The following is a 13,643-nucleotide window of genomic DNA, read 5'->3' on the forward strand; positions in this document are numbered from 1 at the left end:
TTTAAAGGTTTCCAGATCATGACGCAACCATACGCATCTTACCCCTGCGGGAGAAATAAAAAGCCCTTTCTTCTTAAGTTCGTTGGATACCCGAAGCTGGCCCATCGCAGGATTTTCGAAAGCAAACTTGACTACCGCATCCTCTATCTCTGCCTCTATGCGGTTCTTGAGATTTGGTGTCCTTTTGCTAAGTTCCCTGAGCGCCAGCTCTCCTCCCTGGTCATAGAGTTCTTTGAACCGGTAAAAGCTATCTCTGCTGTAACCGAAAAGTTTGCAAGCCTGGGAAACATTGCCTAATTGTTCTGCTAATTGTAATAAACCTACCTTGGTTTTTATTACTTTTGTCTCTGTATTCATCTGACAGTTTTTAGGGGTTAATGATTAGATTCAACACCTAAATTTAATCCCTAACTGTCAGATTTCATCGTAGCTTTTTCAGATCAATATTAAGGAAGGTCTGTCGCTGGTATCTTTTGGCTTTGATTTGGAAATCGGATCAAAAGAACGAGGGCAATTATTACTCTTGCAGTGTAAACTAGGGTAAAAAGGTGAAATTTTTACCCTAGTTGGCTTCCCACGTATTGTTGATACGTCTCCTGCTGGGTGAAATTTGCAATTTCATCCCTGGAATCTACGAAAATACCGTTTTGAAAACCTTTCACCCGTAGGCCATTTGCAATGGCCATTCGTAAATGAAAAACAGGTAATGGCATCGCAGCATCAAACCATCATATTATTAAATCATTGCCATTTTTTGCACATCGTACCATCAGACTATCCCCTGACACTTCCTAAACCAGTCATTGGTGAAATCCTCTTTTTCCACTACATTGAAAGCAGCTTTTTGCGGTAAAGCAGAATTTATAATCCAGAAAAGGAGACTGGATGACAGGGACAGCGGGGGTTTTACCATTTTCGCAAATCATATATTGAGTAACAAAAATGGATAGCAATGAAAAAAAAGAAGTTTTACCTCGCCCTTATCCTATTTGTCCTTGGCATGTTGGGCATGCTGTCCATCTTGACCATGGATATCCCATTGCCGGAGGAGGTATTATCCGTATTAGGGGATCAGTTTACGCCATCCCAGATTAAGCTGTTGATATTGATTAACCCGGCCATTATTTTGATAGTGGCCGTACTTGTGGGAACGTTACTTTACCAAAAAGTAAACCTCAGCGTCCCAATAATTGAGAAGTTTTTGGGCATCAAACAAGATTCCATCCAACTTAGGGAAATACTTTTATTTGGGATCTCAGGGGGAATTCTCACAGGAATTGTATTGAGCCTACTTGGACTTTTCAGGTTACTCTCCCCTTCGGAATTTGAACTCCTCAGCGGTCAACTGCAACTTACACTTCCGGCAAGGGTTTTATATGGTGGCATAACGGAAGAAATCTTCATGCGTTTTGGTTTGATGACGCTGTTGGTTTGGTTAGGAGCTAAACTTTCAAAGGGAATCAAACCCCAAATATATTGGATGGGTATAATCATTTCCTCCCTAATTTTTGCAATGGGCCATTTCCCCGTAGTCTTTCAATCTGTAGGAAATCCCAGTATCATTATGATAACCTATGTGCTTTTGGGCAACACTATTGGAGGGCTTGTTTTCGGATGGCTCTATTGGAAAAAAGGATTGGAAAGTGCCTTCCTCGCCCATATTTTTGCTCATGTCGTCATGGTGCTAACAGATCAAATAGTTTGATGGATTCAGATAGATTTTGAATACTTGGGAATTCTGAATTGTAGACGGGAATTTCAATTGGAATGATTACACCTAATTCTTCCACTATGGGATTTATATAATGGAAAAATAGATTCCCAATACGCCACGAAACCTCATTCGAGTAGGCAAAGGGGAATCCCACCCCTAAACCTCTGACAAAACCGTATAACGAGACAAGGATGTTTAACTGTTTAATCAGTTAACTGTTTAGACACGACCCCGGTTATTAAATCAGCATATTAGTAAGGGCCGATAGGTTGATTGGTCTATGGGAGCAGTTTTCATATTTGTTGGCATTTATTTTTTGGAGATCGTGTACGTTATTAATTTAGGGTTTAGTTGGTTATTTCAGGACAAGACACACCATTTGCAAATCAATAAATCTGCACATCGTACCATGAGACCATCAAATAATCGCATCATCAATCCTGCTGGGTGAAATTTGCAATTTCATCCCTGATATCTACGAAAGTACCATTTGAAAAACCATTTATCAAAAGGCCATTTGCCATGGGCAAGCGTGAATAAAAAACAAGTAATGTCATTTTACCATCAAATAATCATATGGTCACATCATCACATCAAACCATCCTATAATTAACCTACTCCCCAATAATTCGCTTAATACAGGCAGCCAATTTGCCTTCATTAGGTTCGGAAAATAGCTCTGAATGCATGCCTTCTACGTCGACGATACGGATAGTGCTGGAGCAGCCCTTCCATCCCAGGGTTTCGGGATCGAAGAAATATTTGGTGCGAAGCCTGGCCCGTAGCAAGACGATCTCTCCCTGATAAAATCCGGGCGTATAGTTCCTGCATGCGGCCAAATGCATGGCCTTTATTTTATTTATTCTTAGTAGAATGGGGTTTTCTGATTCTTTTGCTTTTACTCCCAGTTTGACAAGTAGCTTCGTAAGCTTTTTGCTGAAGGACCTGGATTTAATTTCCCTTAAAATGGCAGGATGGCGAAGCAGTAATTTTAAATCAAAGGATTTCTTGTGGTACTCCTTGTATATTTTGTTGAGTAACTTGTTTTTTGGGCTATTTTTATCGCTGGCAAAGGTAGCGTAACTGTCCAGTAAAAAAAGGTGCTTGACATGGATAGAGGATCCGCTGAGTTGCCTGGCCATTTCGAAAGCAATGATTCCTCCAAGGGAATAGCCGGCAAGGATTATTTCACCCGAAGGACTGTTTTCCCTGATTTCAGCGATATAGGAAGCAGCAATTTCTTCCACAGATTCATAGGAGGTTGCTTCGCCATCCATTCCTTTGGATTGCAGGCCAAAAATAGGTTGGTCCCGGTCAAAATACTTGGCAAGCGCCTGAAAGGGCATGACGTTCAAGCCAGCTCCGTGAACCATGTATATGGGTGCTTTGGAACCGTTTGGCTGAATGGGGACCAGGGATTTCCATTCTTTTTGCAACCCCTCCTTGGTTTCCAGGAAAGCACCTAATTGTTGGATGGTGGGGTATTTAAACAAGATGGAAAGCGGTAGGAGCGTTCCCGATGCTTTCTCTATCAGGGTCACTACTTTCACAGCTATGAGTGAATGCCCTCCCAAATCGAAAAAATTATCCGTAATATCAATGTTGGTTAATCCCAAGGCCTCTTTCCATATTTCTGCTACCATCTTTTCTTCTGCTGTCTCAGGAAGTAAAACAACCTCTTGAGCTACTGCGATCGGGTCCGGGAGTTTTAGCCGGTCTACTTTACCGCTCGCTGTATGGGGAAAATGATCCACCATGACATAATCATAGGGCAACATATAGGCAGGAAGGATAGTGGATAGTTTCCTTTTCCAATCCTTAATGGTGCTGCTTAAGATTGCTTTATTATCGTCAACGAGTCCTTTTCCATTATTTTTTAGTAAAAGGTAGGCAACCAGTCCTTTATCGTTGCGGGAGGTATTTCTGAAGAGGACAATGCTTTCTTTTACCGAACCAAGCCTGTTTATGGCTTGTTCGATTTCTTCAAGTTCTATACGGTGACCTCTCAGCTTGATTTGATTGTCTATTCTTCCTAAAATCTGGATTTCCCCATCTGGAAGGAATTTTCCCCGGTCACCCGTTTTGTACATGTAAGTACCGAGCTCTGTCTGAAAGGGATCTGGGGAAAATTTCTCCTGGGTTAATTCGGGTTGGTTTAGGTAGCCTTTCCCGACTCCCTTACCGGAAATATACAATTCTCCCTCCCATCCGGTAGGCACCGGTTTTTGCTGTTCATCAAGTATGTAAATCTGGGTATTCAGTACAGGGCGGCCAATGGTTATCAGCGGTTGATCGGCTTGTATTTTTTTAATGGTAGAAAAAACGGTGGTTTCCGTAGGTCCATAAATATTCCACAGCCTTTGGCATAATGGCACTAATTGGTTGGCCAACTCCTTACTTAAGGCTTCCCCTCCGCTAATGACTTGCAGGTTTTCCACCGGCGAACTCCAGCCGCTTTCCAGTAGCATTTTCCAATGGGTAGGCGTGGCGAACATGATATCCGCCTTTTTTTGGCGGAGGTATTGTAGGATTACCCGTGGGTCTTTTCTCTCAAATTGATCCAGAATCACCACTTGAGCCCCATGTACAAAGGGTAGTATTAATTCCAGGAGGGCGATATCAAAGGAGGCAGAACTGACGGCCAGAAACTGGTTAGGGGCACTTATCCCGGGTTTTTGGCTTACCGTTTTTAGAAAGTTATACAGGTTGTCGTGCGTAAGGATGACTCCTTTCGGCTTTCCGGTGGATCCGGAGGTATAGATGATGTAGGCGGCATCAGGGGCTTCATTAGTTGACGGCCGATCTTGTTTTGAATAACCCGATTGGTTTTCCACAAATACTTCCCAAAGAATTTCCTTCGATTGGGTAGTAAAGTTCCCCTCATACTTACGCTGTGTTATATGAACTTTTGCGGCGTCCTTTAGCATATAACTGATTCTTTCCTCGGGGAAGTCGGTGTCTACCGGAAGGTAAGCAGCACCGGCTTTCAACACGGCCAAAATAGAGGTGATCATTTCAATCGATCGATCCATTACCACTCCGACGATATCGTTCCTCCCAACCCCTTGTTGGCAAAGTAAGTCTGCCAGTTGATTCGCTGTTTCATTCAATTCCTTATAGGTGCAGGAAGTATTTTTAGATAGGATGGCCTTCTTGCTGCCAAAGTTGGCTGCTGCTGTTTCTATTAATTCCTGAACAGGCTTAAAATCATCCGGAAAAAGGCTTGAAACGACCGCAGGATCATTAGTTTTAGTAGGATTGGTTTCCGGGAACAAATGATCCATCGGTTCAGAAGGCTGCCGAAAAAGGGTGTCCAATAACTGCAGGTATTTTTCGATTATTCCCTCTATTTCTGTAGAATTGAACAAAGAAGTTTTGTATTCCATCAGGCCTTTGAATCCACTGTCCGCCTCAGAAACGGTAAACAATAGATCAAACTTAGCCCTTTTTGATTGGGTCTCGAGTTTTTCTACTTGTAGCTGATCCAGTTGCCAGCCCTTTTCATCAAAGCTGTTCTGGAGTACAAACATCACCTGAAAAAGGGGATTGCTACCTAATTGTCTTTCCGCTTGGGTAGCCGCCACAATTTTTTCAAAAGGCACATCCCCGTATTCAAAGGCTTCCAGGCAGTTGCCTTTCACTTCCTGGAGAAAGTCGGTAAACGTAGAACCGGGGTTTAGCTGAGAACGAATGGGAAGCGTGTTTATAAAATACCCAAGCAATTTGTCGGTATGTAGGTGATTCCGATCTGCAACCACCGTACCCACACAAATATCCGGTTGACGGGTCAGTTGGTAGAGTAGCGTTTTTAAGGTGGCCATTAAAACCATGTACACCGTTGTACCGGTTTGCTGAGCAACTGCTTTTACATTTTCGGAAATGTGAGTTGGAAATAGGAACTTACGGGCATCGCCTGAGGTAGAAGGCAGGTCAACAGGGCCCTTTCGTTCCGCTAGCTTTGCTGGCTGTAATCCTCCCAGCTTTTCCCTCCAATATGCCATTTTCTTCTCAAAGCCATTAACCGGAATCCGCTCCCTTTGCCAGCGTGCGTAATCCACGTATTGAATAGGCAAAGGGTCCGCATCTATTTTGTTTTTATTCTTTTGCTGGGTGTAAAAGTTCTCGAGTTCTTGCATAAATAACCCCACCGACCATCCGTCAAAGGCAATGTGATGGAAGGTCATGACCAGGATATTTACTTCGCCAGATTGACGAATCAACAATGCCCGAAACATTGCATCCCTTTCCAAATCAAATGGTTTGCTGATGCACTGATAAATAAAATCATCAAGTGCCTGTTGGTCCCAGTTTTCCTTAGAAATGTCTTTCACCTCCAAGTGCCAGGAATCGAGATCCCGCACTACCTGGTGAATGTTTTCGCCGGTATAGCGGTAGACGGAGCGCAATACCTCATGTCGACTACAGATCGCCTGCAGGGCCATTTCTAAGGCATGAATATGTAACCTTCCCTTTAGTTTTAAGACCAGTGGAATGTGATACTGTTGGGACCCTTCCAGTCTATCGGCGAGCCATAAGCTTTCCTGACTAAAAGAAAGCGGAAACTCCTTATTATCTGTATTATTTTTGGTAGAATTGGTCGGTAATGGAGCGATGGTATCCCCGTCTATCAATACCGATAGCTGCCGAAGGGTGGGGTGCTTAAAAAAATCAGCGAATTTGATTTCGTAATCAAATTGCTCTCGGATCGCATTTATTAATCGAATTGCAAGGAGGGAATGACCGCCTATTTGGAAGAAATTATCATGAACGCCAATCCGATCGATTTTTAGCAGGTCTTTCCAAACGACCTTTAGACGTTTTTCCGTGGCGCTCTCAAGTTCTGCGCTGAACTCCTTGGGGCCTACCCGGATGTCGGCTTGAGACAGTTTTTTTCGGTCTATTTTGCCATTAACGGTCAATGGCATTTCAGTTAGGTAATTCCATTGGTCGGGTACCATGTGTGCCGGTAGCCGTTCGGAAAGATGGGCGATAAGTTTGGGGCTAATCTGTTCTCCTGCAAGGGATGTAGAATGGTTAGTGACGATTACATGACCGACCAGCTTTTGATTTTCCGTAGATTCCCCGCAACAGGTAACGATTGCCTTTTCGACACAGGCTGATTCATCCAGTATGGCTTCAATCTCTTCTGGTTCGATTCTAAAGCCCCTTAATTTTACCTGATTGTCTATCCTCCCCAGAAACTCCAGATTGCCGTCAGGTAGTAACCTTGCCTTGTCCCCGGTTTTGTACATCCTTCGGTTTTTCACCTTCGAAAAGGGATCCGGAACAAAACGGGCAGCGGTCAAATCGGGACGGTTCAGGTAACCTATGGCCAAGCTATCTCCGGAGATACATAGCTCTCCCGCAATGCCTACCGGACAGACCGCACCTAATGGATCCAATACATAGGTTTTAATGTGGGTGATGGGCTTTCCAATGGTTATTCTTTCCTTCGCTGATGTCAATTCGGTAACCGTTGCCCATACGGTAACTTCGGTGGGACCGTATTCATTGAATAGTCTGGCTGCTTTATTCTTGTCAAAATGTAAAGCCACCAGGGTATTTTCAACCCGCTCACCACCTAAAATCACCCGTTTGATCCGGCCAGAAGGAATTAGATTTTCAGTGAGTAAAAATCGGTAAAAGGAAGGCACACAAATAATTGATTCTGTACGGTGTAGTAATCGGCTTAACTCCTTAGGGTCTTTAAGCTGAGCTGAGGTTCCTAAAACCAGGGTGTTTCCACTTGCCAATGTCCCAAAAATAACGGGTATGGACGCATCGAAAGAAAAGGAGGTTAAAAGGGGAATGGAAAAATTATCCGGGTAATATTTTTTTCTGGAAAATAAAAATAAAAACAAACCTTGATGACTGATCATTACCCCTTTGGGCCTGCCGGTGGTGCCCGATGTATAGATTAGGTAGGCTGTGTTCTCCGGAGAAGGGATTAACTTTGATGCGTTAGGATTCTGGCCATCAATTCCGCTTAGGTTTGTATCTAGCGTTAAGATAGAAAGGCTGGAAAAATGCTCCCGAACAAAGGGTTCGGTTTCTTTATCAGTGAGGATCCAGGAAGCCCGGATGTCGCCAAGGATAAATTGAATTCTTTCAGGCGGAGTTAAGGGATCTACCGGTACGTACGCTGCGCCAGCCTTGAGGATTCCCAGGATGCCGATTATCATCTGAGGGGAATTATCCAAACAAATGGGAACAAACGAACGGAACCCTACTCCATTTTGGATCAAATGATTTGCCACTACGTTCGACTGTAACTCTAATTCCCTATACGAAAGGCGTTCGTCATTAAACTGGATGGCCGTATTTTCAGGAAAACGGGTTACTTGTTCGGCCATTAACTGAATAACCGTACGCCCCGAAAACTCATCCGGAAGGCTAAAATCGATACCATTAGTTAAAACAAAATCGTTTTCGCTATCGCTTAGGAGGTTGATTCCATCAATAGTGCTTTGAGGGTCGCGGGTTACGGACTTCAATAATTGCAGGTAATGGTCTGATAGATAGGCAATCGTGGACGAGCTAAACAATGAGGTCCGATATTCAATCATTCCCTGTAGGGAGTCTTCCGTTTCTTTGATTTCCAGGGTCAACTCAAAACCAGAAGTCTGCTGGGAAATTCTCAGTGGAACCGTGTCCAGTCCTTCTAAATTTAGGGTTGACGAAGCATTGTTTTGCATGACAAAGAGGACTTGGAAAATGGGATTTCTACCGGAAATCCTAAAATCCTCAGACAGCTTAACGATTTCGCTAAAGGGCACGTGACCGTGCTCGAAGGCCTCCAGCATGTTTTTTTTGACCGCTCCAATCAATTCCTCAAATTTGGTGTTGTCTTGGACCCATGTTCGAATGGGTAGCGGATTCACAAAATAACCAATCAATTGATCCAATCCTTCGTGTTCCCTTCCCGCTACCGGAGTGCCCACACAGATATCTTCCTGACTGCTATAGCGTTTGAGCAAGGCATTAAACCCGGCCAGCAATACCATAAAGAGCGTTGCCTGCTGTTTTTTTGCCAGCAATTTTAATTTGGAAACGGTATCCCTATCGATAACGAATTCATGAGAAGCTCCGGTGGTAGTAGTTGCTGAGGTACTGGGAAAATCGGTTCTAAGTTGGCTGTTCTGGACTCCATGCAGTTTCATTTTCCAATACTGAAGGGAATGATCCAGTGAATTTCCCTGTAGGCGGTTTCTTTGATAAATCGAAAAATCCGCGTAATCCAATTCCGGAAATGAGAGGGAAATAGGCGTGTCATTTTTAAATTGACGGTAAAGGGCTGCCAATTGGTTTTTGAAAAGCGTGGTGGACCAGCCATCCCAGGCGATGTGATGGACAAGCACTCCCAAAAGGTATTTTTGAGGCTGGATGTGGAACAACACAGCCCGTATCATGTAATCCTTAGAGAGGTCAAAAGGCCTTTCCAACATGGATTTAAAAACCCAATCGTTTTGGATCTCATCCTCGGTTTGGGATGAAATAAACTCTTGTAGAACCCAGGATTCCGGCTCAAGAAACTGTTGCTCCAGACCCTTTTCCGATTGATAAATGACGGTTCGTAGGGGTAAATGCCTTTTTACCAGTTCTTTCAATGAAGCTTTGAGGGATGCAACATCCAATTCACCCGATATCTTGAAAACCATGGGCAAATGATATTCAACGCTTCCAGCTGAATGGTGAATGATCCAGAGCGCTTCCTGATTAAAGGAAAGGGGAATAAACGCTTTCTCTTCTGCCGGTTCAATGACCTGTACCTCAGCGTTTGCGTTAGCGATTACCTTGCTTAGCGCAGAGATGCTGGGGTTTTCAAAAAAATCACTTACCGAAAGGCGTTTTCCAAAGGTTTTCTTTATCGACGCAATGGCCCGGATGATGAGTAACGAATCGCCGCCAAGCTCAAAAAAGTTATCTCGAATACCCATCTTTTCCCAACCCAAAACCTTTTGCCATATCCCCAAAAGCAGCTTTTCGGTCTTGGTTTGGGGCAGTTGATGATCTGATAAATTGGAGCTTTTCCATTCGGGATCAGGCAAGGCCCTTTTATCAATTTTACCATTTCTGGTCAAGGGCATTTCTTCCATTGCTACCCAATACTGGGGAATCATATGGGGTGGAAGTTGTGATTTGAGCTTTGCTTTTAAATTCTGTTGGGTGCTATTTTGATGCGACACGAAATAAGCCACTAGATAGGTTTTGCGATTCGGATTGCTTTTGGCTACGACTGCTATTTGTTTGACGCTTTCAAATTGATAAATACTTTTCTCGATTTCTCCAGGCTCTATTCGGTGCCCGTTTATTTTGACCTGATCATCCAATCTTCCTATAAAAATGATGTTCCCATCAGTGGATATTTTGGCCAGGTCACCGGTACGGTACAGCAAGTCTCCATTGTTACCAGAATAAAAATCAGGGATAAAACGACTAGCAGTAGCACGCGGTGAATTAAGATACCCTCTGCTTATGCCTTCTCCACCTATATAGATCTCACCCGCTTCTCCCTCAGCGACCGTTTCAAGATTGCTATTCAAAAGTAAAATGAATGAATTGGAATAGGGCATTCCTATGGGGACCTGATGGTAATGGTAATTTAGTTCTACACGGTATAATGTTTTTCCTATGGATGCTTCCGTTGGCCCATAATGATTAAATACATCCCCGGTGAAATTCCGCTCCCTAAGCAAGGTAAGGATGGAAACTGGGAAAATCTCACCCCCGAAAATTAATGTTTTCGAGGGCAAGGGTAGCACTCCATTTTCAGAGTGTGTTAGCCAAAGGGAGGGAACGATTTTCAGGCAGTCGATTTGATGCTTTTCAAAGTAGGAAGCAAATTTTTCACTGTCTAAAACGACGCTGTCTGATAACAGATGGATGGTGCTAGCCTGAATGATGGCAATATGAATCAGCGAATGACCGGCATCGAATACGATAGGTGCGGTTACCGCATAGGACGTACAATCTTGTAGTGCCGCACGTTCTATTAATCCAAAACAATGATCCAGTAGACCCCTGTGAGGGACCATGACTCCTTTTGGTTTTCCGGTAGAACCGGAGGTGTAAATGACATATGCCAGGTTTTCGGGACCAGGCTTTATTTTAGGGTTAGCGCTGGAAGTTGATTCCGCCAAAATCGAGGATACATCTAGGAGGTCAATGGTCCCCGAAATTGGTGATTTGCCTGCTAGCGTATTATTTACCAAAAGGATTTTTGCCCCGATATCTGCCAGAATATAGCGTATCCGTTCTACAGGATAGTTTGGGTCAATGGGTACATAGGCGGCTCCGGATTTTAAAATCCCAAAAAGGGTAACCATCATGTCGATGGATTTTTCCATACAAAACGGAACCAGGCTCTCGGTGGTAATGCCTTTTTTTATTAAAATATGAGCGACTTGGTTGGCCCTTTTGTTTAGCTCGTAATAGGTTAGGGAAGATTCTTCATAAACCAGTGCAATTCCTTCGGGACAGCTTGCGGCCACTTCCTCGAGAATTTCGACAATGGTTTTGTTTTTAGGATACCAGGCAGAAGAAAAGAGACACCCAGATGGGTTTAAAAACAGGGCGGCGCTTGGTGGGTTTTTATTTAAACCGCCGGGTCTTTCTTGTTCGCTATTGAATGAGTTTTCCATTTTGCTATAAATTGCCCATAAAAGCTTAAAACGGCCGCGATTTGTTGGACGAAAAGTATCAGCTACTATTGTAATTTTTTTAGATTGGCTAGCTGATTTCAAACCGGCTTTGAGCAAGTACCTTTATGGATATGCTACAGGTGAATATATATAGCAACATAAGTCAAAAATTTTAGAATTGCACTAAAATAAAATTATTAAATTAAGAAAAAAATAGTATAACCAACATAAAAGTAGATATAAGGTTCAAATTTCATCCTTTTAGAAGTGTTCGGATTAAATATTCGAATCGCTAAAAACAACGAAATAAAGCCGGATAAATCTTCCCTGTTGTCCTGCATTAGTCAGGTAAAAGTGGAACATCAGCAAATCAAACAGATAGTCCATCATACCATTACATCATCAAATCATTCTGTACTATTTTATTCAGGTTAATTAACTTTTCTATTTTAAATTAAAAATCCGGTAATTCGTACTTATAAATTTTTATCCATGAAGAAGAAACAACTCGCCCTGATCATGGGTGGATATACCGCGGAGTCGGTGGTCTCCGAAAAAAGCGCTGCCGTAGTGGCCCAACACCTGGACCGGGACCGTTACGATGTGTATCCGCTACATATTTACCCGGGCAATTGGTACCTGGAGGGGGAAGAGGGTACGAAGTGGCCAGTGGACATGAACGGGTTTACCGTAATAAAGGATGGAGAAAAGATTTCCTTTGATGGTATTTTTAACATCATTCACGGTTCTCCGGGCGAGGATGGGAAGCTGGCCGGGTACTTTGATATGCTAGGTATTCCCTATACTACCTGTGATGCCCTGACTTCTTCCATTACCATGAACAAGGGGTATACCAAAGCCATTCTTTCCGGAATCGAAGACCTGCACCTGGCAAATTCCCTGCAGTTGTTTTCCAATCAGAAAGGAAATGCCTCCCTTGTGCTGGAACAGCTACGCCTGCCCTATTTTGTAAAACCCAATAACGGTGGCAGCAGCATTGGTATGAGCAAGGTGAAGGAAAAAGAGGAGCTGGATGAGGCCCTGGACAAGGCCTTTCAGGAGGACAAGCAGGTCTTGGTGGAGGAATTTGTTACGGGAAGGGAGTTTTCCATCGGCATTTATAAAACAGATGGAAAAGTTACCGTACTTCCAGCTACCGAGATCATCAGTTCCAAAGAGTTTTTCGACTTCGAAGCCAAGTACAGCCCGGGCGTTTCCGAGGAGATTACCCCTGGCCGAATGGAAGAGCGGGAAGTAGCACGTGTAAACCGGATTGCAGAGCAAGTTTATTTGAAACTCAACTGCAAAGGATCGGTTCGTATGGATTATTTTTTGGAAAAGGAAACCGGCAATTTTTTCTTTATCGAAATCAACACCGTGCCAGGACAGACCGAAACCAGCCTGATATCCCAACAAGTTCGCGCTGCTGGTATGACCTTAAAGGATTTTTATACGGAACTAATCGAAGAAATGTGGCGGTAGACAAAAATCGGGTACGGATCAACAAGTATTTAAGCGAAGCAGGCTATTGTTCCCGCCGGGCTGCGGACAAACTCATCGAGGCTGGCAGGGTGACCATCAATGGGGAGGTTCCTGAAATGGGAACAAAAATCGGCCCGGAAGATGAAGTCAGGGTGGACGGAAAATTGATATCCGAACCGGAGGAAAAGCCCGTTTACATCGCGTTTAACAAACCGGTAGGCATCGTATGCACCACCGATACGGAAGGGGAAAAGGATAATATTGTTGATTTTATCAAGCACCCGAGGAGGATATTTCCTATCGGGCGCCTGGATAAGCCTAGCGAGGGGCTAATTCTGTTGACCAGCGACGGGGATATTGTGAATAAAATCCTGAGAGCCGGCAATTACCACGAAAAGGAATACCTGGTTCGGGTAAATAAACCCATCCGTCCGGACTTCATCGAGAAGATGAGCAGTGGCGTCCCCATACTGGGGGTGATGACCCGGAAGTGCCAGGTAAAACAGTTGGGGAAAAATACCTTTAAGATTATCCTAACCCAGGGACTCAACCGGCAAATCCGGCGTATGTGCGAATACCTGGGCTATCAGGTGGTTTCACTAAAGCGCATCCGTATCATGAATATTCAATTGGATCTGCCTACGGGCCAATGGCGCGACCTGACCGAATCTGAATTACAAGAAATCCTACAGATGGTGGCTCACTCTTCCAAAACGCAACCCTGAAAAGAGCGTTTCGAGGCTGTAATAGCCTATTTACGCTTGTCCATTGAAAAATAGTCAATTCCACGGCTTCCTTTTCAACTT

The 13,643-nt window shown here is 43.7% G+C and carries 5 protein-coding genes; 3 read left to right on the forward strand and 2 right to left on the reverse strand.

The genetic code is table 11. The annotated features are described in order from the left end of the window. A partial coding sequence (locus GKS34_RS13100; RefSeq protein ID WP_163385292.1) for a helix-turn-helix domain-containing protein occupies positions 1-357 on the reverse strand: 357 nt, incomplete at its 3' end. Between the two features lie 595 nt (positions 358-952). Between GKS34_RS13100 and GKS34_RS13105 the strand changes: the two genes are divergently transcribed. Then, complete coding sequence (locus tag GKS34_RS13105) at positions 953-1,705, forward strand: CPBP family intramembrane glutamic endopeptidase (RefSeq protein ID WP_163385293.1); 753 nt, start codon at positions 953-955, stop codon at positions 1,703-1,705. Between the two features lie 623 nt (positions 1,706-2,328). On the opposite strand, the gene GKS34_RS13110 is transcribed toward GKS34_RS13105, so the two are convergent. Next, entirely contained in the window at positions 2,329-11,355 is a 9,027-nt protein-coding gene (locus GKS34_RS13110; protein ID WP_163385294.1) for a non-ribosomal peptide synthetase, read from the reverse strand. 492 nt (positions 11,356-11,847) lie between these two features. Between GKS34_RS13110 and GKS34_RS13115 the strand changes: the two genes are divergently transcribed. Both GKS34_RS13115 and rluF read left to right on the forward strand, forming a co-directional pair. Then, on the forward strand, positions 11,848-12,837 hold the full coding sequence (locus tag GKS34_RS13115) for a D-alanine--D-alanine ligase (protein ID WP_163385295.1): 990 nt from the start codon (positions 11,848-11,850) through the stop codon (positions 12,835-12,837). Further along, positions 12,828-13,562 (forward strand): 23S rRNA pseudouridine(2604) synthase RluF, encoded by a 735-nt coding sequence (gene rluF / locus GKS34_RS13120; protein ID WP_163385296.1) that lies wholly within the window; start codon positions 12,828-12,830, stop codon positions 13,560-13,562. Before GKS34_RS13115 ends, rluF begins: the two co-directional genes overlap by 10 nt. The last annotated feature ends 81 nt before the right edge of the window (positions 13,563-13,643 follow it).

Origin of the sequence: Cyclobacterium jeungdonense (assembly GCF_010994275.1) — a bacterium.
Taxonomy (GTDB): domain Bacteria; phylum Bacteroidota; class Bacteroidia; order Cytophagales; family Cyclobacteriaceae; genus Cyclobacterium; species Cyclobacterium jeungdonense.